Origin of the sequence: Rhodococcus sp. 06-470-2 (assembly GCF_002258235.1) — a bacterium.
Taxonomy (GTDB): Bacteria; Actinomycetota; Actinomycetes; order Mycobacteriales; family Mycobacteriaceae; genus Rhodococcoides.
In genome coordinates, this window is sequence record NZ_NOYB01000044.1 from 1 (window position 1) to 22,709 (window position 22,709).

Sequence of the window (22,709 nt, forward strand, 5' to 3'; positions counted from 1 at the left end):
GTCCAACGCCTCGAAAAACCGCACCTTCAACCCAGCACATGCCACGATCCCCGCAACTCCCTCAAATCGAGGGTGTTGCGGGGATCGTTAGAACCCGCCGAAGGAGTGGCGGGGCTTTTCTCGTGAGTACTAGTCGTTCTGGAAGTAGCTCAGCAGTCGCAGGATCTCGACGTACAGCCAGACCAACGTGATGGTCAGACCGAGGGCGACGCCCCAGGCTGCCTTCTCCGGTGCCTGTGCGCGGATCAGCTGATCGGCCTGGTCGAAGTCGAGCAGGAAGCTGAACGCGGCGATGCCGATGCAGACGAGGCTGAAGATGATGGCCAGCGGTCCGCCGGAACGAAGACCGAAACCGTCCTCCATGAAGAAGCTGGCGACGAGGTTTCCGAGCATGAGGACGACGACACCGATGAGGGCACCGACGACCATGCGGGTCAGGCGCGGGGTCACGCGGATCGCGCCGGTCTTGTAGACGATCAGCATGCCGAAGAACACGCCGAACGTGCCGAGGACGGCCTGACCGATGAGGGCCGATCCGCCGACCCCACCGAACGCGACACCGGTGAACATCAGCGACAGTGCGCCGAGGAACACGCCTTCCGCTGCGGCGTAGGCGAGGACGATGGCCTTGTTGTCCATCTTGCGACCGAAGGTCGCGAACATGACCAGGCCGAAGCCGATCAAGCCACCGCCGATGACGAACGGAGCGGCCAACGCGGTGTTGTTGGAGACCAGCAGGTACGAGATGATCGCCGTGACGCTCAGCACACCGAGGGTGATGCCGGTCTTGGTGACCACGTCGTCGATGGTCATTGCCCGCTGTGCGGGCTGGGTTGTGTACGGGTCGGCCTGCGTTCCGGGATGCTGGCCGAAGGTGGCGGCCTGCGAGGCTCCAGCCGTCGCAGATCCGAATGTGGCGTAGCCGCCGCCCTGCTGCTTGGGCAGGTTGCGGAACACCGGGTTGCTGGAGGTGCGCACCGTGTCTCTTCCCTTCGTAAGTTCTGATCCCCACCGGGGATCTCCCCGTCGGTCATCAGTAGAACGTCTGACATCCGGACAAAAGTTCCCAGGAGGAGAACTTCTACGACGGACAAATCGGACTCTACCGGGTGGGGGCTCGACACGCGGAGACGACGGCGTGTGTGACACCGAATCGAAACGGGCACTATGAGGAAATGGCAATCGAAGACGGACCCGACCAGACCTTGGACCCCAGCGAGAGCGTCGACTCCGACGAGGTGCGCAACGACGACGGTGACACCGTGGTCGATCCCCCCGATCACTGGAGCGAGGCCAACAGCTTCGGCACCACTGCTCGCGAAGCAGCCGAGGGCGAGAGTCTGGACCTCAAGCTCAGCGAGGAAGAACCCGACATCGCCGTCGAAGACGATCTCGACCGCCCGATCACCGAGACCCCCGACGACGAGTTGACCGAGGAACTGGTCGACCACGTCATCGAGGAATCCGACGAGGATCCGGACGTCGATTACGCAGAAGGCCAGCGTCAGGCCGAAATAGTCGAAGGCACTCTCGTCGAGGACCTCGGACGCAACCGGGGACAGATCGACGGAGCTCCCGAAGACGGCGGCCCGGTCACCTGACCGTCTACCGTTGCTCGCTCGAACGCACCGAGCGAGCAACGGTGAACTTGCCGTTGCGCCCCATCAGGTCGGTGGGGCCGACGGCGTCGGCCAGTTCGCGCCGATAGTTCAGATGGGTGTTGAACACCGTCCACAGTTGTCCTCCCGGCCTCAGCACGCGGCCCGCCGCCGCGAACAACTTGCTCGCGCCGCCCGTGTGCACCGCAGCACCCTCGTGGAACGGCGGGTTGCACACCACCAGATCGACCGACTCCGATTCCACCGTGGACATCGCATCGTCGGCGAGCACCGACACACGCGTCCCGTTGGCCTCGGCCGTGGCCGCCGCCGATGCAATCGCTGCGGACGAGCGGTCGGTGGCGATCACCTCGAGGTCGGGCCTGGTGCGCGCCAGCTCGGTGGCGAGAATTCCTGTGCCACAGCCCAAGTCGACGGCAACCCGAGCTCGCGGGAGCATCTTCGGAACGAACTCGAGCAGATACCTGGTCCCGATGTCGAGGCCCGCACCTGCGAACACTGCCCCGTGCGCCACCACCGTCAAGTCCAGGTCGGCAATCCTCTTGCTCACCGGATACGTCATTCCCGACGCCACCGCCCCACGTGCGGTGAGCACTCGGGCCTTCTGTCGTCCGCGGCCGGCCGTCACCGTCTCGAACGACTTCCGCAGGACGTCGTTCATCGCCGGGGTCATGTGCTTGTCTCGTCCCCCCGCGAGGACGACGACGTCCGACGATGCGTGTGCGGCGATGTGCTCGGCGATCTCGGTGAGTTCGGCCAGACCTCGCGGCAACTGCATCAGCACCACGCCGACGCCGTCGAGAAGTTCGGCACCGAGCGCGTGCTGGGTGTAAGTCCCGGCCATCGAGACCCGCGCGGCGTTCAGCTCGAGCGCGCGCACTCCGGTGACGGCGTCCTGATGCACGCGTATCGCGGAGAACCCGACAGAGGCGGCCCCGAGGGTCAGGGCTCCGTACCGGTCGCCGATCACCGCGATCGGCCTGGTCCTGTCGATTCCGGTCAGTTCGTCGACGGTATCGAGGACGAGGCGGTCCGCGGCGTCGACGGCGTGAAGGTTGGGTGCCTCGGCGTCGGGCTCGCGACGAAGGGCGTCGAACAGGGATTCATCGGGCACTCGAGCAGTATCCCACCCGGCCGAGCCCGGACAGCCCGCGCGGCGAGTGGCTATTGCCGCGAATCAGGGGCATGCTCGGGGAATGGAACACAAGGACAAGAACGAGGCGCTCTTCAGCCATCCCGACGACGCATCGACCGATGCGCACGCCGAAACATCGAAGCCTGCCGTCTACACCGCCCTGTTCAGCGGCGCGAACGAATAACGAGAACAGCCCTTCACGACAGGTAGCGCAGGTACTCCAACGCCTTGGTCGCATGTACGTGACCGCGTTCGCTCTGCACCACCATCCGCACCACTCGGTTCCGATCGATCACGAATGTCGTCCGCTTCACGGACAGTAGCTGCCGCAGATACCCACGGTTGGCTGCATGCGCCCGCCCGCGTTCGAGCTCACGAAGCCGACGCCGCCGGGTGAACCACCCGCCTCGTCGCACTCCGAACTGCTCGGCCACCGCACCGTCGGAGTCGGACAGCAACGGATAGTCGAACGACCTCTGCAGCGCGAAATGCTGGTTGCGATCTCGGGTGTCGGTACTGATGCCGACACGTTGCGCGCCGAATCTCTCGAACTCCGTACCCAAGTCCCTGAAATGACACGCTTCGGCCGTGCAGATGGGGCTGTTGGCCGCCGGGTAGAAGAACAGAACGACCGGGCCCGACGCAGTCAGGTCGGTCAGCGCACGCAGTTCCCCGGAATGGTCCGGTAGCTCGAAATCCGGGGCGGTATGTCCGATACGCATGGGGCGAGGCTACCGCTCAGGCGTTCACGAGGGCGGCGGTCAGGCGATGCCGGAGGTCCCGATCGATACCCAGGTGCGTCAGATACCCGTCGAACGATCCGTGCGTCGACTTCATGACGTCCAGCCCGTGCTCCAGGTAGGACGCGCGAACACCCAGTATCGCCTCGGTGGGTCGGACCTCCGTGTCGGCCGCCCCCACCCAGGTTCGGCGCACGTGAGCGAGTAGGGGCTCGATCCCGTCGTTGCTGCGTAGGTAGTCCGCGACGATGTCGTCCTCGCTGACACCGGCCGCCCGCAACACCGTCGCGACGGTCCACCCGGCCCGATCCTTGCCCGCTGCGCAGTGCACCAGGACGCCACCGCGCCCCTCGACGATCGCGTCGACCACCCGCTTGATCGCGTGCGATGCGCCGTCGAGAGCCGAGAAGGACGCGTACGCCCGCATCATGTACTCGACTTGGCTCTGCTCGTCCTGCATGGGAGCTTCGTGGGGGGCGCGCACTCCTCGAACGATCTCGAAGGGAACCGAGATCGATTCGACGCCCGGCGGAACTAGGTCCGCGCCACTGCGATCGATCTCCGAACCGCTACGAAAATCGAACACCGTGCGGATCCCGAGGTCACCGACAGAACGCTGACCGCTCTCGGACAGCGCGCTCAATTCGGAAGCGCGATAGAACAATCCAGGCCGAACCGTCGCCCCGTCCGTGGTGCGCGCACCGCCGAGATCACGGAAGTTCCAGGCCCCGTCGAGGGCGAATTGATCGTGTACCGGGGCGTCGGGCATGGGTTCGACCCTATCGAAAGCGAGGCTACGAGCGCGGTACCAGCCAGCGACGCAGCCGGGCAGTGACGAACGGCATCACCACGTACACCATCAGCGGCGTGCACATCAGCACTACCAGCGCGGTACGCAGGGCCACGTTCAGGTCGGTCAGGTGTGGCGTCACAACGATGTTGACGAGCAGACTGACGGCGTAGAAGGCAACCCCGATCGAGACCGCCTGCTTCCACCGCGGCGGCGGACCACCGATCACCCGGACGGCGTCGGTGAGGTTGGACTGCGGCTCGAACCATCCCTCCACACCGGAGAGTCGATGTGTCGCAACGTCGTCGGCGATGGGACGGCCGGTGCCGAGCCAGGTGCGCCTGGCATCCGAGTGCAGCCAGGCGTCGAGTTCGGCGTGTGTCTCGAAGCGATACACCACGTGGTAGTCGGTGGAATCGCCGGAACTGCGCAGCCAACCGCCACCGAGAAATCCGGGAAAGGTTCGGACGATGTCCATCCCGCGATCGGTCCACTCCACGAAGTCGGCTTCGTATCCCCGACGAACGCGTCGCGCGACCGAGGTCGTGACGTGATCGAGCGTGTCGGTCGTGGTCATGCGGTACCCCTCCTGCGCGTGTTTCGTCGCGGATCGATGTGTTCTACACAGAGTGCGGCCATATGGACCGACATTCAAATCGGGAGCCGAATCAGAGATCGATGGCTCAATGCCGGAAAGAATGTGACAATTCGTCCACACAGACCCCTGACGAACCGGCTGGAGTGGACGGATGGCACAGAAGGAATACGAGCTCGACGATGTGGACCGACGTATCGTCACCGAGCTCAGCCGTGACGGCCGAATGTCCATGCGCGCCCTGGCCGAGGCCACCCACATCTCGCGAGCACACGCCTACGTGCGCGTCGACCGTCTCGTCGACGAAGGGGTCATCGAGGGATTCACCGCACGCATCGCCTACGAGAAAGCGGGGTTCGGCGCGTCGGCGTATGTGGCATTGTCCATTCGGCAGGATTCCTGGCGCGCCGTCGCCGACGATCTGAGCACCTTCCCCTTCGTCGAACACGTCAGCCTCATGGGCGGCGACTTCGACGCCCTCGTTCTGGTGCGAGCTCCGGACACCTCGGCGCTACGACACCTGGTGCTCGACAAACTGCAGGGACTCGACGGGATACTGTCGACGCGAACCTGGCTGATCTTCGACGAGGCGATCGGACCCGGCGCGCAGTGGACCGCAGAGACAACGAACGGGAGCAATCCATGACCACGTCCGAGCGGCAACGGAACTCCACCGACGTCATCGTGATCGGCGGCGGAATCGGGGGTGTCTCGCTCGGCTACGAACTCGCGAGCGACCGACGCGTCACACTGCTCGAGCGCGAATCGACCCTGGCCTTCCACACCACCGGACGTTCGGCCGCCCTGTTCCTGGAAACCTACGGCAACAGCACCATTCGGGCCCTGACGACGGCCAGCCGGGCCTTTCTGGTCGACCCGCCGGAGCACTTCCGAACCGAGCTGCTGGCCCCGCGTCCGCTGTTGCAGTTCGCGGCCATCGGGCGAGGCGACGCGCTCGAGGCAATGTATGCGGACGTCAGCCGACTGACACCCGACGCCCGATTGGTCACCCCGACCGACGCGCGCACACTCTTCCCGCCGCTGCGCCCCGACCTGATCGATTGTGCACTCTACGAACCACATTCGATGGAGGTCGACGTCCACGCGCTGCACCAGGGTTTCGTACGGGGGTTGCGCGATCGAGGTGGACAGGTCCACACCGGGACAGGCGTGACGCAGCTCGGACGCGTCGACGGACTGTGGCACGTGCACACCACGGACGGGTCGGTCCACACTGCTCCCCTCGTCGTCGACGCAGCAGGCGCGTGGGCGGACGTCGTGGGCGGCATGGCGGGTGCCGATCCTATCGGACTCGTCCCGATGCGTCGGTCGGTGTTCATGATCGCCGCGCCCGACGATCTCGACACCGCGAATCTGGCGACGTTGAGCGATATGGACGAGAAGTTCTACATCAAACCCGAAGGCACACAACTCTTGTGCTCCCCTGCAGACGAGACACCCACCGAGCCGAGTGACGCGCGCCCCGACGAGTTGGAGATCGCGCGGGCGTTCGACGACATCGCCGAGGCCACCACACTGACGGGCCGGCATCTGCGCTCGTCCTGGGCGGGTCTGCGCAGTTTCGTTCCCGATCGCACCCCGGTCGTGGGCTTCGACCCGAGCATCGAAGGCTTCTTCTGGTGCGCCGGTCAGGGTGGGTACGGAATCCAGACCTGTGCGGCACTGGCACGAGTCGGCGCGGCAATCGTTCGCGGAGAACCGCTTCCGATCGACGTGACTGCGCGCGGACTGCGGGCGGAAGACTTGGCTCCGCAGCGCTTCGGGTGAGAGGCGCTTCGCGCCACGTGCACGAAAACTCGACCCCTGCTACGAAGTTCCACTCACGACGTCTACCGTCAGCCGGCGACTACGCGTCGTAGATCGCGCAGCGTGGTTCGGTAGATATCCACCAGGTCGGCGTCCTGCCCGGCATCGATGCGCTCGGCCCAGTCGTCGAAGGCGATTCGCATGGCCATCCCGGCACCCTCGATCAGCAATCGTGCGTACGAACGTGATTCGTGGCCATCGAGCTTGGCGGCCACCGAGTCGGTGACGCGACACAGCGTCATGGCGTCGGTCGCGAAGGCGGCGGACCGCAGGTGATCGTCGCGCCCGATCAGCCGTCGGGTACGCAGTAGTCGATCTCGCGCTTCGTGCGGTGCCGCGGATAATCGTTCGACGGATCGCTCGTACAGTGCTTCGATAGCTGCAAGGGTGATGTTCGCGGGGGCCGTCGATGCCAGCCAGGCGTCGATGTCGAGCTCGAACTCCGGGGCGAGCCCGAGAACCGACTCTTCCTTGGATGCGAAGCTACGAAAGAACGTGCTGGGCGATACTCCGGCCCGACGTGCGATTTGGTCGACCGTCGTTGCTGCGCAACCCTGCGTCTCGAACAGTTCGAGCGCGGCACGGGTGATCTCGAGCTGGGTTTCCCGGCGACGTCGCTCTCGCAGGTCCGGCACGTGCTCGCTCATTATCCTCCACCCATCGCCTACTTCTTCGTATTCTCGCCGTCAACTTACCAGCAATGTTCAAGTTGACAGTCACTGTCACAATGAGTCAGGCTGTCGCAGCACGACCTTTTCTCCACACTTGAACCCATACGCGAAAGTTCCCGACACATGACCACACCTGAGACCGCCCACGCACCCGACGCGCAGCTCGCGCCGGGAAGCAAGTTGCTGATCGGCATCCTCGTCATCGCAGCGTTCGTCATGATCCTCAACGAGACGATCATGAGCGTGGCGCTCCCTACCCTGATGGTCGACCTGAGCATCACGGCAACGACGGCGCAGTGGCTCACCACCGGATTCCTGCTGACCATGGCCGTGGTCATTCCCATCACGGGGTATCTGTTCCAGAGATTCACGTTGCGTCAGGTCTTCGTGGCAGCGATGACGCTGTTCACCGTCGGCACGCTGCTCGCGGCATCCGCCCCGGGCTTCGAGCTGCTCCTGCTCGGACGCATCACCCAGGCCAGCGGCACGGCGATCATGTTGCCGTTGCTCATGACGACGGTGCTCACCGTCGTCCCTGCGCACAAGCGCGGCGCGATGATGGGAATCATCTCGATCGTCATCGCCGTCGCTCCGGCCGTCGGCCCGACGATCTCGGGAGTCATCCTCGATTCGCTGAACTGGCGTTGGATGTTCTGGCTCGTTCTCCCCATCGCACTGATCGCATTCGCGATCGGTACCACGCTGGTGAAGAACGTGACGCAAACCGGTCGGCCTTCGTTCGATCCCCCATCGGTGGTGTTGTCCGCGTTGGCGTTCGGCGGCATCGTTTACGGCCTGAGCAGCCTGGGACATTCGGCCGAAGAATCGGTGGTACCGGTATGGCTACCACTGGCGGTCGGTGTGATCGCACTGCTGGTGTTCGTGCTGCGTCAGATCTCGCGCCAGGACCGTGGCGGCGCACTGTTGGACATGCGACCGTTCCGCACCACCACGTTCAGCATCGGCCTCGGCATGATCGCGATCTCGATGATGGCCCTGTTCGGTGCGCTGATCCTGCTGCCGATGTACCTGCAGAACGTCCGCGGCCTCGACACACTCGACACCGGCCTGATGCTGCTCCCCGGCGGATTGCTGATGGGCCTGCTCGCTCCGTTCGTCGGCCGCATCTTCGACCGAGTCGGGCCGCGCCCGTTGGTGATTCCTGGAGCCATCGTGATGAGCGCCGCCCTGTGGTCGATGACCGTGCTCGACGCGCAGACCGCCCTGCCTGTGGTGATCGGCATCCACATGCTTCTCTCGGCGGGACTCGCCTTCATCATGACGCCACTGATGACATCGGCACTTGGTTCGCTGCCCACCCCGCTGTACTCGCACGGAAGCGCAATCTTCAACACGGTGCAGCAGTTGGCAGGTGCTGCCGGAACCGCGCTCTTCGTCACCGTGATGTCGAACACCGCGGCGGCCCGAATCTCCGACGGCGCAACCCAGCTCGGCGGTTCGGAGGCCGGCATCCATGCCGCGTTCCTCTACGGCGGCGCGGTATCTCTAATGGCGGTGGCGGCGTCGTTCTTCATCCGCGCTCCGGCACGCAAGGATGTCGACGAGGTCGCTCCCGTACAGCCGGTGCACTGAGTCAATCCGATTCGACCATCTCCAACGCCGCAGAGACGATCTCGTCTTCCGACAGGAGGACGAGATCGGCTGCGGCGCCCAGCGGTACGAACGAATTCTTGCTCGCCACTCGGCGGACCGTACCCGCGTAGCCACCCTCGACGAGCGCCGTCACGACGCCTTCTCCCACTCCCCCGTCGTGCCGGGTCTCGTCGGCGATCAACACGCGATCGAAGCCGTCGAGCCGGCGCAGAAGGTCGTCGACCGGCAGCGGAACGATCCAGCGCAGATCGACGATCGTCGCGCCGATCCCGCGCTCACGCAACCTCGATGCCGCACGCCTGCTCATCACCACCCCGTTACCGAAGGTGACGATGGCCAGATCGTCACCGTCCGAATGGATTGCGGTGGTGGCGAACTCGGCGGACGCGTCGTCGGCGCACCGCAACTCTCCGTCGCCGTCGTCCAGATCGACGCGGTGGTACAGCGCTATCGGCTCCAGAAAGACGCAGACCCGTCCCTCCTCCACGGCCAGCGCGACACACGTCCGCAGCAGCGCGGCGGCCTCGGCCGCGGAACTCGGAACCGCCACGACGATGCCCGGAACATCACGCAGAACCGCAACCGCGTTGTCGTTGTGAAAGTGCCCGCCGAAACCGCGCTGATACGCCAGACCGGCGATGCGCACGACCATCCCGTTGCTGAACTGCGAATCGGAGAAGAACTCGAGCGACGCCGCCTCACCGCGCAGCTGATCCTCGGCATTGTGCAGGTACGCCAGATACTGAATCTCGGGTATCGGGACGAATCCTGCGAGCGCAGCACCGAGGGCGGTGCCGAGCACAGTTTGCTCGTCGAGAAGCGTGTCGAAAACTCGTGCTGCGCCGAACTTTTTACGCAAGCCCTTCGTGACGCCGTAGACGCCGCCTTTGACGGCCACGTCCTCCCCGAACACCAGGACCTCCGGCCGCGCCGCCATGATGTCGGTGAGCGTCCTGTTGATCATGGCGGCGAGCGTCAGCCGCGGCCCGCCCGGTGCCGGTCGCAGGCTCTGCTCGGTTGCGGCCACCGCGATCGGTCTCCGTTCGGTGAGCGGAGCCATCACCGCCTCGGCGGTGGCCAGGCGCGACGACGCCCCGGACCGCAGCGACTCGACCATCGCCTCGGCCTCGCTCATCACGGTCTCGCGCATTGCCTCGTAGCGGCCCTCGACGTCGGCTGCCGAGAGCACACCGGCCCCGATCAGCGCACGTGCGCAGGCGAGCAACGGATCTCGTGCATAGTCGCCGACGATGTCCGCATTGGTGCGGTACGCAAGCTCGGCGTCGGATCCGGCGTGGCCCATCAACCGCACCGTCTCGAGATGCACCATCACCGGCCGACGCCCCGACCGCACCGCGGCGACAGCGGCGTCCACGGTTCGCATCAGCGCGACCGGGTCGGTCCCGTCTGCTCGCACGTACTCGATCGACGGAAATCGGCTGAGCGACCGCCCGATCCAGCCCCGCGGTGACCGGGTACTGATTCCGATGCCGTTGTCCTCGCAGACGAGGAGGATCGGCATCGGAATCGACTGGTGGGCACAGTACGCAGCCGAATTGAGCGCACCCACCGTCGTCGAATGATTGGCGGAGGCATCGCCGAAGCTGCACACCACGATGGCGTCCTCGGGCCATGGCGTTCGGTGGCGCAGCGCCTTCGCTCGCCCCAGCGCGAATGCCAGACCGACCGCGCGCGGGACCTGCGACCCGATCGTGGACGTCTGCGGTACGATGCCCAGATCGGGGTGCCCGAACACCTTGTGCCGCCCGCCGGAGATGGGGTCGCGGGTGGAGGCGACCAAGCCGGCCAGCACGTCGTGGATCGGTTTCGACCCCGAATGCTGTTGTGCGCGTGCGGCATGGAAGCCGCCGGAGCGGTAGTGCAGCAGAGCCGGGTCGGTGACCGTCGTCGCGGCACCGACCGCTGCATTCGACTCGTGCCCGGACGATCCGATGGTGTAGTAGCCGAAGCCCGTCGATTGCAACCAGCGGGCTGCGAAGTCCAGGTGCCGACTGGCCAGCTGCGCATCGAAGTACCTCAGCACACGATCCGGATCGGCGAGCTCCGGCCCGCTCGTCGCCGCGACCCGAATCCGGTCCAGGAAATGCGCGTCGATCGCTTCCGCCACGCAAGCCCCTTTTCTTCACACGGTACGAGCCGGGAAATTCAGCCCAGCGCGATCATATCCACCGGGCTGCTCAGCAACCGGCCGACGAGCGCGAGAAACTGCGATCCTTGCTGCCCGTCGACGAGGCGATGGTCGAACGAGAGCGACAGTGTCGTCACCGACCGTAGTGCGATCTCGCCCTCGTACTCCCACGGCATGCGGCGAATCGAGCCGAAACAGAGGATGGCAGCCTCGCCGGGGTTGAGGATCGGCGTACCGGCGTCGACTCCGAACACCCCGACGTTGGTGATGGTGATCGTGCCGTCGGCGAGATCGGCCGGACTGCTCTTGCCTTCCTTGGCCGTCCGCGTCAGATCCGACAGCGCGCGGGCGATGTCCACCAGAGACTTCTCGTGAGCGTCCTTGATGTTCGGCACCATCAGCCCGCGCGGAGTCGCGGCGGCGATACCGAGATTGACGTAATGCTTGGTGACGATCTCCTGACTCGTCTCGTCCCAGGACGAGTTGAGCGACGGATTCGATTTGAGCGCAACGAGAACCGCCTTGGCGACCAGAGCCAGCGGGGTCAGACGAACGTCGGCGAAGAGAGCGGACGCACGGAGGGAGTCCAGCAGAGTGAGAGTTTCGGTGACGTCGACGGTGACGAACTCGGTGACGTGCGGAGCGGTGAACGCGCTGCGCACCATCGCCTCCGCCGTGTGCTTGCGCACTCCCTTGATCGGTGTGCGCTCCTCGCGACCGGCCCGTCCCGCTGTCCGCTCCTCAACCGGGTTGTCACCCGCGAGGTAGGTGTCGATGTCCTCACGGGTGACGTCGCCGCGGTCTCCGGTGGCCGGCACCTCGGCGAGGTCGACGGCGTTGTCCTTGGCCATCTTTCGCACCGGTGGCGCAGCCAGCGGTTTCCCGTTCTGTCCGGTCGGTGTCGGGGTGGCCGGTGCTGCACCTCGGCCACCGCGTCGACTGGAGCCTTCCTTCGCCACGCCGTAGCCGACGAGAACCGGAACACGCTCGTCCCCGTCTTCGGCGGGAACCGTCATGTCCACATCGGGAACGGCAGGCTCCGGCTCGGCACCGCCCTCGTCGTCGCCACCGACCCTGATGTCGATGATCGGTACGCCGACCTCGACGGTGTCACCCTCCGACACGTGAAGGGCCGCAACGACCCCGGCGAACGGTGAGGGAAGTTCGACGGCGGCCTTGGCCGTTTCGACCTCGGCGATGTTCTGATTCAGCTCGATGGTGTCACCGACGGCGACGAGCCAGGTCAGCAGATCGGCTTCGGTGAGTCCTTCCCCGAGGTCGGGCAACGGAAAGCTCTTGATGGTGGGCATCGTCGAATCCTGTTCGGTACGTATCGGCGGCGGTCGGTGAGCGCGAGGTCAGTGCGAGCGGCAGCGGTCGACTGCGTCGAGAATCCGGTCGACATCGGGAAGGAAGAATCTCTCCAGTTTCGATGCCGGGTACGGAGTGCCGAAGCCACCGACGCGCAACACCGGCGCCTCGAGGTTGTAGAAGCACCGTTCGGAAATTCGAGCTGCGATCTCCGAACCGAGTCCCATGAACACCGGTGCCTCATGGGTGACGACGAGACGCCCGGTCTTGCGTACCGAGGCCTCGATGGTCTCGAAGTCGATGGGCGAGAGCGAGCGGAGATCGATGACCTCGATCGACACTCCCTCGTGGGCAGCGACTTCGGCGGCCTTGCGTGCGGTGGCGACGAGTGGTCCGTACGCGATCAGGGTGACGTCGGTGCCTTCGGTGACCACCCGTGCCCGATGCAGCGGGTACGACGCGTCGGCATCGAGGTCGATGGGGCTCTTCTCCCAGTACCGACGCTTCGGCTCGAAGAACAACACCGGATCGTCGCTTGCGATGGCCTGCTGAATCATCGAGTAGCCGTCGGCGGCGTTGCTGCAGGTGACCACGCGAAGACCCGCGGTCTGCGCGAAGTATCCTTCGGGAGACTCCGAATGATGCTCCACGGCACCGATACCGCCGCCGTAGGGCACCCGGATGGTCATCGGAATCTTGACGTTGCCACTGGTGCGGTAGTGCAACTTCGCCACCTGCGAGACGATCTGGTCGAACGCCGGATAGATGAAACCGTCGAACTGAATCTCGCACACCGGCCGGAAACCTCGCATCGCGAGGCCGACGGCGGTGCCGATGATTCCCGATTCCGCCAGCGGCATGTCGAGTACTCGACCGGGACCGAAGTCCTTCTGCAGGCCGTCGGTGATGCGGAAGACACCGCCGAGCTTGCCGATGTCCTCGCCCATCAGCAGGACCTTCGGGTCGTTCTCCATCGCTCGTCGCAGACCTGCATTGATGGCCTTGCCCAACGGGAGACTGGTGGGCCGTTCCAGGGTGGTCATGACGTAGCTCCTTCGAATCCGGCCTGGTACGAGGCGAATTGGGCGCGCTCGTCGTCGAGTAGGGGGTGGGGATCGGCGTAGACGTTGTCGAAGACCGACATCGCGGTCGGCTCGACGGTTTCGAGGCAGCCGCGGCGAAGCTCGGCTGCGACCTCGTCGGCGGTGCGCTTCACCGAGGCGGCGAATGCGTCGTCGAACACGCCGATTCGCCTGAGCAACTTCTCGATTCGATCGATCGGATCCTTGGCGCGCCATTCGTCGTCGGTGGCACCCGAGCGGTATCGCGTCGGATCGTCGGAGGTGGTGTGCGGGCCCATGCGGTAGGTGACGGCCTCGATGAGCGTCGGGCCGCTACCTTCGCGGGCGCGGGCGAGCGCTGCCCTGGTGACGGCCAGGACGGCGAGAACGTCGTTGCCGTCGACGCGCACCGACGGGATGCCGTATCCCTCACCGCGAGCGGCGATCGTGGCCTTTGTCTGCACCGTGACCGGTTCGGAGATGGCCCACTGGTTGTTCTGGCAGAAGAACACCACCGGTGCGTGGAAACTCGCGGCGAAGCCGAGTGCCTCGGAAATATCGCCCTGGCTGGTCGCGCCGTCGCCGAAGTAGGTGATGGCTGCGCCCTCGGCCCCCTCGAGTTGCATGCCGATGGCGTACCCGGTGGCGTGCAGGCCCTGAGATCCGACGATGATGGCCGGCGTCGTCATGCGGTATTCGTACGGGTCCCAACCGGAGAGGGTCGATCCGCGCCAGAAGCGCAGCATCTGCGTCGGGTCGACGTCCCGGCAATAGGCGACCCCGTGCTCGCGGTAGCTGGCGAACACGAAGTCCTCGGTGTCGAGAGCGCGGGCCGAACCGACCTGCGCCGCTTCCTGACCGAGCAGCGGTGCCCACAACCCCAGTTCGCCCTGTCGCTGCAGTGCGGTCGCCTCGGTGTCGATGCGGCGAACGACCACGAGATCTCGGTACAAGTCCATCATCGCGGCCGTGTCGATGTCGGCGACCAGCGGCGAGTAGGTCTCGTTGCGGACCACCGTCCCAGATTCCTTTATCAGCTGTACCAGCGAGGTGGTAGTCATGATCGTCGCACTCTCCGTCGTGATGTGATGTCCTTCACAAGAACACCACCGACATCCACCCTGCACAAGTGATGACTTCACAACTGCGCAGTGTGCACAATATTGGGTAACGACCGAGCGACAGGAAGTGCGCAATGACCGATCTGGACAAGACCGACGCCCGACTCCTCCTCGCCCTCTGCGCCAAACCGCGCGCCACCGGCGTCGAACTCGCCACCACGTTGGGGCTGTCCCGCAACACCGTGCAGGCGCGCCTCGGCCGTTGGGACGACAAGGGATCGCTCACGCCCATCGATCACCGCATCCCACCGAAGTCGTTGGGACGCCCGTTGCAGGCGTTCGTGACCGCGCAGGTCAACCAACACACGCTCGCCGCAGTGACCCAACACCTTCGCACCATCCCGGAAGTGCTCGAAGTGTTCGGACTGTCCGGGGCCGCGGACATGCACATCCGCATCGCGGCCGTCGATGCCGACGACCTGTACCGCATCGCAGGTCTCATTCTGGACATCCCCGGGGTGGAGCGCACCAACATGTCCATTGCGATGAGCGAATTGATCCAGTACCGCACCAAGCCGTTGCTCGAGCAACTCGCCGAGGAGGGCCGACGCTGAGCAGCCCGACCATCCCGGCTCGGTCGATCCGAGATGCACCGTGCAACATGCACATTCTCGGTTACAGCGGTTGACCAGCGTGCACGTTCACGACACTCTTCGGGGACACGAATTCCGGATACCACCCATTTCCGGTACCGCCGCCTCATCACCCGAAAGAGACCGCCTGTGTCCGTCGTTGCCGACCGCCCCGCCGCATCGAGCACCTCGTCCGATTCCTTCTCCGCCGCGACCGGCGTCTTCGATCGTCCCGACATGCCGCGCGACTGCACGCACGAACGCGTCGTGTTCTGCCAGGACCCCGACACCGGTCTGCGCGCGATCATCGCGGTCCACTCCACGGTCCTCGGTCCGGCTCTCGGCGGAACTCGCTTCTACCCCTACGTTTCCGAGCAGGAAGCGTTGACCGACGTGCTGCGCCTCTCCCGCGGAATGACGTACAAGGCGGCCGTCGCGGGAGTCGATCTCGGCGGCGGAAAGGCAGTGATCATCGGTAACCCCAACGCCATCAAGACCCCGACGCTACTGGGCGCGTACGGCCGATTCGTCGAGTCGCTCGGCGGAACGTACGTCACCGCGGGCGATGTGGGCACCAACAGCGACGATCTCGACATCATCGCCGAGGAGACGGCGCACGTCGTCGGCAAGAACACCACCGCCGGCGGCACCGGCGACAGCGGCCCCCAGACTGCGCTCGGAGTCTTTCTCTCACTCCTGGCCGCAGCCGAATCCACATGGGGCTCGGACGATCTGACCGGCAAGCGTGTCGGCGTCGAGGGCGCGGGCAAGGTGGGCTACAACCTCGTCTCACTGCTTCGCAAAGCCGGTGCCGAGGTGGTCGTCAGCGACTCCTATCCGCCTGCCCTCGATCGCATCGTCGCCGACTTCCCCGGTGTCACCGTGGGATCCGACATCATCGGTGCCGACATCGACGTCTATGCGCCGTGCGCCATGGGTGCCACTCTCGACGCGTCCTCGGTGGCCCGGTTGTCGGCGTCCATCGTCTGCGGCGCGGCCAACAATCAACTGCTCACACCCGACGTCGAAGCGATGCTGGCTGCCCGCGGAATCGTGTGGGTACCCGACTACGTCGCCAACGCCGGCGGCCTGATCCAGGTGGAAGGCGAACTGCGCGGCAAGGATTCGGCTCAGGTGATGGCCACGATCGGCAAGATCCGCGACACCGTCACGGGCATCTTCGCCATCGCCCGCGCCGAGGGCATCCTGCTCGGGGCAGCGGCCGATCGTCTGGCCGAGGATCGAATCGCGGCCGCCCAGGGCTGAGAGGTGGTATCCCTCCGGCATCCCGCACCGACGACGGCCTGTCGGAGGACTACCCCTGAGAAAGGTTGTATCCCTTCACGACCCGATGAAGCAGCCCTTCCAGGCGGAGACTGGCAACGGACGGTTTGACGTCCGACGGACGAGCCGTACAGATCCGCCGTGCCGGTACGGACGCGGCGAGCCGCTTGACGACGACCTCGCCGCGGACGTAGCTGGTGGCGAGTTGGGGGCACAGCGTGACACCGAGACCCGCGGCGACCATGGCCTGCGTTTCCTGATAGTCGCTCGCTTCGACCGCCACCGTCGGCGTGAAGCCGGCGGTGTCGGCACAGCGCCAGAGATGCTCTGTGGTGGGGTGACCTCCAGCTCGCACGATCCAGTCGTCGTTGCTCAGATCCGAGAGCTCGACCGTATCCGCGTGCGCCAGTTCGTGATCACGCCGAACAATCAATACCGTTGAGTCGCTGAGAATTTCGCGAACGGTCAGACCTTCGTCGACGGTTCGATTCCACGGATAGTCCCACGTCAGCGCCAGATCGAGCTGCCGCGTCTCGAGCAACTCCCGCAAAGGTGCGATTTGGCTCGAATGTATCGACAGACGAATTCCCGGGTGCGCCTCACGTAGTCCGATGACGACGTCGGGCAACAACGACGCGGCAAACGTGGGAAATACTCCGAAGCGAACTGTCCCGGTGAACCCTTCGGCGAGCTCACGGAGATCGTCTTTCATCCCGTCGAGTTGCTCGTCGATGGCGCGTGCCCTCACGACAACCGCTCGCCCGGCCTCGGTCAAGCGCACACCGCGTGCATGTCGCTTGACGAGCTCGACGGCGAGTTCGGACTCCAACTTGCTGATTTGCTGCGAGATGGCCGACGAGGTGTATCTCAGCTCGTCGGCTGCCGCGGCCATAGATCCGTGTCGTCCGACAGCCGACAAGATCTGCAGCCGGGTCAAATCGGCCCTCATCTACCCAACTTTAGCATCACTTATGTCGGACTCAAGAAACCTTGACTACTACTTATCTATCGGCGCTGCCATAGTGGCTTTCGAGAGTGATCCAGGCCATAGGCCACCGTTCACCGGACCTGTTCCGCGAACGTTCCTCGACACTCCCCGACTGCACAGAAAGCCATGGCACCATGTCGACAGTTACGGTTTCCGCCGCCCAACTCGAAGATCTCGCATCGCGAGCACTGATCACGTGCGGCATGTCCGAGGCGTCAGCTCGGACCATCGCAGAAGTCCTCGTGTTGGCCGACCTGTTCGGCATCCACACACACGGAATCCAACGGGTCCCCCAGTACCTCGACCGCGCCGCGATCGGGGGCATGGATCCGCGCGCCGACGTCACCACCACCAGACCTGCCCCCGCTCTCGCGCTGATCGACGGTGCCAACGCAGTGGGACCTCTGGTCGGTAGTGCTGCACTCACCGCAGCCATGGACGGTGCCCGAACATGCGGTGTGGGAGCGGCGTTCGCACGGCACAGCAACCATTTCGGGCCGGTCATGCCGTACCTTTTCAAGGCTGCTTCGGAGGGATTCGCGGCGATCATCGCCAGTAATGCGACGACCACCATCGCACCGTCCGGAGGGAAGGCCACCCGGGTGGGCAACAACCCGATGGGATGGGGTGTCCCCAATCCGGGTGGCGACCCCATTCTTCTCGACATCGCGTTGAGCGTCGCAGCACGAGCGAAGATTCGGGCCGCGCAAACCGATGGCCGCACCATTCCCACCACGTGGGCCACCGACAGCGCAGGCCACCCCACGACCGATCCGAGCGCTGCGCTCTCGGGGTTCCTGCAGCCCATCGCGGGCCACAAGGGATACGGGCTGGCGGTCATGGTCGACCTGTTCGCCGGATTACTTTCCGGTGCGGCATATCTGGACAAGGTCAGCTCATGGAGCGTCTCACCCGAGCGGGCCCAGAACCTGGGGCACTTCTTCGTCCTCGTCGACACCGAGCTGCTGCTCTCCGGGCCCGATCTGCACGAGCGCGTCCAGGACTTCGGGGATCGGTTGCATTCGGTTCCGGCAACAGATCCCGCCGATCCCGTTCGACTACCGGGCGAATACGAGATGGCGCGTTACCACGAGCAGATCCGAGACGGGATCACGCTCGACGACAGTGATATTCGAGCGTTGCATCAGCTCGTCGAGTCTCGGGTCTGAGAAGAACCGACAAGTCGAAGGAATTCCCATGAAGGTATCGATAGAGAATTTGACCCTCGCCTACGGAAAGAACACCGTCGTCCGCGACCTCGATCTCGAGATTGCCGACGGAGAATCGCTCGTGTTACTCGGTCAATCCGGCTGCGGCAAGACCAGCACCATGCGTTGCGTCGCAGGTCTCGAAAGTCCGAACGAAGGACGAATCACCATAGGCGACAACGTGATGCACGATTCATCCAGTGGCCGAACCGTACCGCCCAACAAGCGCAACGTCGGAATGGTGTTTCAGTCGTACGCGGTATGGCCTCATCGCACCGTGTTCGAGAATGTCGCATTCTCGCTGCAGATGCAGAAAGTCGGTAAGGACGAACTCGTCTCCCGCGTGTACGAGACACTCGATCTGGTCGGGCTGCGTGAGTTGGCCGAGCGCGGAGCCAGCTTGTTGAGCGGTGGCCAGATGCAGCGGGTAGCCCTCGCACGGAGCCTGGTCATGCGCCCCAACGTCCTGTTGCTCGACGAGCCGTTGTCCAATCTCGATGCGCGTCTGCGCGAACGCCTGCGAATGGAACTACGTGAACTACAACTGCGACTCGGCCTGACCACGATCTACGTCACGCACGATCAGGTGGAAGCATTCGCCTTGGCCGACCGCATCGCGCTGATGCAGAACGGCCGAATCGTCCAGAGCGGCGCACCCGATCAGATCTACACCGCGCCCGCCAGTGGGTCGATCGCAGAGTTCCTCGGCGTGGGCAACCTGTTCGCGTGCTCACCCACTCCTGGCATGTCCGGAGCAGTCACGCTCACCGACCACGACTTCACGGTCCGAATCGATGCCACCGTGCCCGACAATGCCGACCGACTGCTCGTGTGCCTGCGTCCCGAGGACATGACCGTCACGCCCGTACACGACGAGCCGGCTACGGGAGTGGGTTGGGCAGGGCGTGTCGACGTCGCGAGCTACCAGGGGGCGTCCATTCGTTACCGCATCACTCTCGACGGCGGGCCGAACATCGAGGCCCTCGCCACCGGGGCCGCGAAACGGGCGCTGCACGTGGGAGAACGGGTCGCCGTCGACATCACACCCGGAGCCGCACAGCTGCTGGTCGACGACCGCACGCAACTCGTCGGGGCTCACTCGTGAGCGCCCCCACCACCGACCGTCCGCGGCACGCACCGGCACCGACGCCGAGCGTCTCGGTGTCGCGCACCCGCAACCGTCGGCTGCGGCGGAGCCTTCCGACACTCGTCCAACTCGCGCTTCTCGCGCTCATCGTCCTGTGCCCGATGTTCTTCATCGTCATGGGTGCCTTCACCGACAATCCCGACCGCAGCAACGTCTTCGACTTCGGTCACTTCACTTTCGACAACTTCGCTCTACTGGGACGCCAGTCGGCTCGAGAGGCGATGTGGAGCTCCGCGATCGTCGGAATCGGATCGTCGATTCTCGCCCTCCTCATCGGTGCGACATTGGCGTTCCTGGCCGCAAGAACCAACATCCCGGGTCGAAAATTGATCTACGGCATCGGAATTGCCCCACTGTTCCTGCCGTCGCTCGTCGGTGCGCTGGCGTGGGCTCTGCTCGCCGGCCCCGCAACCGGTTACCTCAATCTCGCCCTGACTGCCCTCGGACTCCCCGGATTCGTCGACATCTACAGTTTCGCCGGAATGATCTTCGTTCTCGGCCTGTATTACGCTCCGTATCCGTTCCTGATGATTCACTCGGCGTTGTCGTTGATGAATCCGGATCTGGAAGATGCAGCCAGCCTGCACGGGGCAGGGCTCACCCAGATGCTCCGCAAGATCACCTTTCCGCTCGTGCTTCCTGCCACGATCGGATCCGGCATACTCGTGTTCGCCCTGACCGTCGAGAACTTCGCCGTCGCACAGGTCATCGGTGTACCCGGCGGCGTGGACACCCTGCCCACCCTCATCTATCGACTCATGAACGCTGCGCCTGCCCGCAGTAACGACGCGGCAGCCATCGCCGTCGTCCTCACCGTTCTGCTCGTGATCGTCGTGGCCTTGCAGAACAGAGTGACCGGCAGCAAGGAATACACCACCGTCAGCGGCAAGGGAGTGCGCGCACGACAGGTGCCACTTCGGGGCTGGCGTTGGCCGGCCGCCGCTCTCGCATGGCTGTACTTCGTTCTCGCCGTGGCACTCCCGATGGGAGCCCTCGTGGTGGCGTCGCTCCAGACCAGCCCGTACCTGGCCCGATTCGGGGAGTTGTTCGACGCAGGCGCATTGTCCCTGTGGAGCCTGGGGCAAACAGTTCAGGACCCGGACTTCCACAACGTTGTGCTCAACAGTGTCATCGTCGGTGTGTCGACCGCGGCCATAGGCACGACTTTCTGTTTTGCGTTGGCGTACACCCGGTACCGGACCAGGTCGCCCGGACGATCGGTGCTGGAGTACCTGGCAATGCTGCCGTTGGCAGTTCCCGCCATCGTGCTCGGGCTGGGTTTGCTCTGGACCTGGCTGGCGTTGCCGGTGCCGATCTACGGAACTCTCGCCGTCCTCGTCGTCGCATTCATCGCAGTCTTCCTGCCGCAGGGATACCGCGGAGTGTCCTCCTCCATCGTTCAGCTCGACCAGGACCTCGAGGACAGCGCAGTGATGCTCGGCGCGAGCCGAGCAAAGGCCATCCGATTCGTGACAGTGCCCCTGCTCCGAATCGGGCTGTCCTCGACCTTTCTGCTGCTGCTCATGTTGTCGATGCGCGAATTGACTGCGGCCCTGTTCCTTTTCACCTCTGACACCAGACTGCTGTCCATAGCGATCTTCGACGCCTACGACAACGGATCCATCCGATCGGCAGCCGAACTCGGGTTGCTCTACTGCGTCGTGATCGGCGTTCTTGCTGCACTGTCCCGCCGATTCGGCGCAAAGGAGTCCAAGTAGATGACCACATCGACGATCCGGCGGTTCGGGGCCGCAGTGTGCGCGATCGCGGTCGCCGCGGTGACCGCATGCAGTCCACCACCGCAGGCCCCATCGCTGGCACGGTCGGCCGCGTCCATCACCGAACCAGGTGGGGCTCTGGTGATCGACGGCGAGCAGATCGCAGACCCGGATCTGTGGTCGCGCGCAGAATCCGAGGGCACGATAACGCTGTACAGCGGATACACCCAGGACACCGAATCCGAGGTGCTCGAACAGTTCGAGGCCGACACCGGTATCGAGGTGAAACTCGTTCGCTTGACCTCCAATCGGCTCTACGAACGCCTCACGGCCGAATACAGTACCGGTCGCCTCGATGCAGACGTCATCCGGATTTCCGACCCCGGATTCGTTCGGGGTCTGGCCGAGCGCGGACTGTTCCAGCCCTACTTGCCCGGTACTGCGGACAATCTGCAGGATGACGTCTCGTTCGACGACAACCGATATTTCCGCACGTTCAACCCGATCTACACCTTCGGCTACAACCGCGCTGTCGTCGACGACGCCGACGCCCCCACGTCGTGGAATTCTCTTCTCGAGGATCGTTGGGACGACAAACTCGGTATCGCGCAGGCCGGTTCGGGCGGAAGCGCGCTCGCTCTGACTCGATTTCAGCGCGATGTTCTCGGCGACGACTACCTCCGCAGATACTCCTCGGAGGCGCGAGTGTTCGACTCGATCGGTGCCCAGCTCGATGCCTTGGCCCGCGGCGAGATCAACGCGGGCACCGTCGTCGTGAGCAGCGTGAACATCGCGAACAACGAGAACGCTCCTGTCGATTTCGTCGTACCGGACGAGGGAGTCACCTCGTACGACTACTACACGGGAGTTGCCGACACCGCACGCAATCTTGCTGCCGCACAGGTATTCATGAACTGGAACCTCTCCACCCGCGGCCAGCGGGTGTTCACCGACCTCGGCGAATACTCGGTACGGACCGACGTCGATCCGCCGAACATTCTCGGTGTTCAGCTCCCCGACTTCACCGATCCCAAGGTGCACCGGATCACCCCGGAGGAATCGACCACCCACTCCGCCGAGGATCAGACTGCGTGGAACTCGATCTTCCGATACAACGAATGACCCTGCCGCAGTGCAGAGTCCACTGAAGGGACCTACC

Annotated in this window: 22 protein-coding genes; 11 read left to right on the forward strand and 11 right to left on the reverse strand. The window is 64.6% G+C overall.

Features of this window, described 5'->3' with window-relative positions:
- Window positions 1–129: 129 nt before the first annotated feature.
- A complete protein-coding gene (locus tag CH276_RS25215; protein ID WP_032397588.1) occupies window positions 130–978 on the reverse strand; it encodes a Bax inhibitor-1/YccA family protein in 849 nt (282 codons plus the stop codon).
- Window positions 979–1,175: 197 nt separating this feature from the next.
- Between CH276_RS25215 and CH276_RS25220 the strand changes: the two genes are divergently transcribed.
- A complete protein-coding gene (locus CH276_RS25220; protein WP_032397589.1) occupies window positions 1,176–1,601 on the forward strand; it encodes a hypothetical protein in 426 nt (141 codons plus the stop codon).
- A gap of 4 nt (window positions 1,602–1,605) precedes the next feature.
- Here the strand turns inward: CH276_RS25220 and CH276_RS25225 are convergent, their stop codons facing one another.
- On the reverse strand, window positions 1,606–2,733 hold the full coding sequence (locus CH276_RS25225; protein WP_094629353.1) for a class I SAM-dependent methyltransferase: 1,128 nt from the start codon (window positions 2,731–2,733) through the stop codon (window positions 1,606–1,608).
- A gap of 82 nt (window positions 2,734–2,815) precedes the next feature.
- Between CH276_RS25225 and CH276_RS29125 the strand changes: the two genes are divergently transcribed.
- On the forward strand, window positions 2,816–2,938 hold the full coding sequence (locus CH276_RS29125) for a hypothetical protein (RefSeq protein WP_254923930.1): 123 nt from the start codon (window positions 2,816–2,818) through the stop codon (window positions 2,936–2,938).
- A gap of 13 nt (window positions 2,939–2,951) precedes the next feature.
- Here the strand turns inward: CH276_RS29125 and CH276_RS25230 are convergent, their stop codons facing one another.
- From CH276_RS25230 to CH276_RS25240, 3 genes are read right to left on the reverse strand one after another with little or no spacing between them, the layout of a single operon-like run.
- A complete protein-coding gene (locus CH276_RS25230; protein ID WP_032397591.1) occupies window positions 2,952–3,476 on the reverse strand; it encodes a peroxiredoxin in 525 nt (174 codons plus the stop codon).
- A gap of 16 nt (window positions 3,477–3,492) precedes the next feature.
- Window positions 3,493–4,263 (reverse strand): tyrosine-protein phosphatase, encoded by a 771-nt coding sequence (locus tag CH276_RS25235; protein WP_094629354.1) that lies wholly within the window; start codon window positions 4,261–4,263, stop codon window positions 3,493–3,495.
- Window positions 4,264–4,288: 25 nt separating this feature from the next.
- The gene (locus tag CH276_RS25240; RefSeq protein WP_094629355.1) at window positions 4,289–4,861 is read right to left on the reverse strand and encodes an antibiotic biosynthesis monooxygenase; all 573 of its coding nucleotides are present in this window, start codon (window positions 4,859–4,861) and stop codon (window positions 4,289–4,291) included.
- Window positions 4,862–5,033: 172 nt separating this feature from the next.
- On the opposite strand from CH276_RS25240, the gene CH276_RS25245 reads away from it, so the two are divergent.
- Both CH276_RS25245 and CH276_RS25250 read left to right on the forward strand, forming a co-directional pair.
- Complete coding sequence (locus CH276_RS25245) at window positions 5,034–5,525, forward strand: Lrp/AsnC family transcriptional regulator (protein ID WP_094629356.1); 492 nt, start codon at window positions 5,034–5,036, stop codon at window positions 5,523–5,525.
- The gene (locus CH276_RS25250) at window positions 5,522–6,667 is read left to right on the forward strand and encodes an NAD(P)/FAD-dependent oxidoreductase (RefSeq protein WP_094629357.1); all 1,146 of its coding nucleotides are present in this window, start codon (window positions 5,522–5,524) and stop codon (window positions 6,665–6,667) included. Before CH276_RS25245 ends, CH276_RS25250 begins: the two co-directional genes overlap by 4 nt.
- Window positions 6,668–6,735: 68 nt before the next feature.
- Here CH276_RS25250 and CH276_RS25255 read toward each other — a convergent pair whose 3' ends face one another.
- On the reverse strand, window positions 6,736–7,353 hold the full coding sequence (locus CH276_RS25255) for a TetR/AcrR family transcriptional regulator (protein ID WP_032397596.1): 618 nt from the start codon (window positions 7,351–7,353) through the stop codon (window positions 6,736–6,738).
- A 147-nt stretch (window positions 7,354–7,500) separates the two neighbouring features.
- On the opposite strand from CH276_RS25255, the gene CH276_RS25260 reads away from it, so the two are divergent.
- Window positions 7,501–8,970 (forward strand): MDR family MFS transporter, encoded by a 1,470-nt coding sequence (locus CH276_RS25260; RefSeq protein ID WP_094629358.1) that lies wholly within the window; start codon window positions 7,501–7,503, stop codon window positions 8,968–8,970.
- A 1-nt stretch (window position 8,971) separates the two neighbouring features.
- Here the strand turns inward: CH276_RS25260 and CH276_RS25265 are convergent, their stop codons facing one another.
- Genes CH276_RS25265 through pdhA form a run of 4 tightly spaced genes read right to left on the reverse strand, consistent with a single transcriptional unit; the run spans window position 8,972 to window position 14,573 of the window.
- Window positions 8,972–11,119 (reverse strand): thiamine pyrophosphate-dependent enzyme, encoded by a 2,148-nt coding sequence (locus tag CH276_RS25265; protein WP_094629359.1) that lies wholly within the window; start codon window positions 11,117–11,119, stop codon window positions 8,972–8,974.
- A gap of 38 nt (window positions 11,120–11,157) precedes the next feature.
- Window positions 11,158–12,450, reverse strand: coding sequence for a dihydrolipoamide acetyltransferase family protein (locus CH276_RS25270; protein WP_094629360.1), 1,293 nt, complete (start codon window positions 12,448–12,450; stop codon window positions 11,158–11,160).
- Window positions 12,451–12,498: 48 nt separating this feature from the next.
- Entirely contained in the window at window positions 12,499–13,494 is a 996-nt protein-coding gene (locus CH276_RS25275; protein WP_032397600.1) for an alpha-ketoacid dehydrogenase subunit beta, read from the reverse strand.
- The gene (gene pdhA, locus CH276_RS25280) at window positions 13,491–14,573 is read right to left on the reverse strand and encodes a pyruvate dehydrogenase (acetyl-transferring) E1 component subunit alpha (protein WP_094629361.1); all 1,083 of its coding nucleotides are present in this window, start codon (window positions 14,571–14,573) and stop codon (window positions 13,491–13,493) included. The genes CH276_RS25275 and pdhA overlap by 4 nt, the downstream gene beginning before the upstream one ends.
- Before the next feature lie 134 nt (window positions 14,574–14,707).
- Here pdhA and CH276_RS25285 point away from each other — a divergent pair, with 134 nt between their 5' ends.
- Window positions 14,708–15,187: an Lrp/AsnC family transcriptional regulator gene (locus tag CH276_RS25285; RefSeq protein WP_094629362.1), complete on the forward strand. Its 480-nt coding sequence runs from the start codon at window positions 14,708–14,710 to the stop codon at window positions 15,185–15,187.
- A 168-nt stretch (window positions 15,188–15,355) separates the two neighbouring features.
- A complete protein-coding gene (locus CH276_RS25290) occupies window positions 15,356–16,471 on the forward strand; it encodes a Glu/Leu/Phe/Val family dehydrogenase (protein ID WP_094629363.1) in 1,116 nt (371 codons plus the stop codon).
- Window positions 16,472–16,520: 49 nt separating this feature from the next.
- On the opposite strand, the gene CH276_RS25295 is transcribed toward CH276_RS25290, so the two are convergent.
- Window positions 16,521–17,438, reverse strand: a complete 918-nt coding sequence (locus CH276_RS25295) for a LysR family transcriptional regulator (RefSeq protein ID WP_094689137.1) — start codon at window positions 17,436–17,438, stop codon at window positions 16,521–16,523.
- 173 nt (window positions 17,439–17,611) lie between these two features.
- Here CH276_RS25295 and CH276_RS25300 point away from each other — a divergent pair, with 173 nt between their 5' ends.
- From CH276_RS25300 to CH276_RS25315, 4 genes are read left to right on the forward strand one after another with little or no spacing between them, the layout of a single operon-like run.
- On the forward strand, window positions 17,612–18,646 hold the full coding sequence (locus tag CH276_RS25300) for an Ldh family oxidoreductase (RefSeq protein ID WP_094629365.1): 1,035 nt from the start codon (window positions 17,612–17,614) through the stop codon (window positions 18,644–18,646).
- Between the two features lie 28 nt (window positions 18,647–18,674).
- Entirely contained in the window at window positions 18,675–19,790 is a 1,116-nt protein-coding gene (locus CH276_RS25305; RefSeq protein WP_094629366.1) for an ABC transporter ATP-binding protein, read from the forward strand.
- Window positions 19,787–21,550 (forward strand): ABC transporter permease, encoded by a 1,764-nt coding sequence (locus CH276_RS25310; protein ID WP_094629367.1) that lies wholly within the window; start codon window positions 19,787–19,789, stop codon window positions 21,548–21,550. The genes CH276_RS25305 and CH276_RS25310 overlap by 4 nt, the downstream gene beginning before the upstream one ends.
- Window positions 21,551–22,672 (forward strand): ABC transporter substrate-binding protein, encoded by a 1,122-nt coding sequence (locus CH276_RS25315; protein WP_094629368.1) that lies wholly within the window; start codon window positions 21,551–21,553, stop codon window positions 22,670–22,672.
- The last annotated feature ends 37 nt before the right edge of the window (window positions 22,673–22,709 follow it).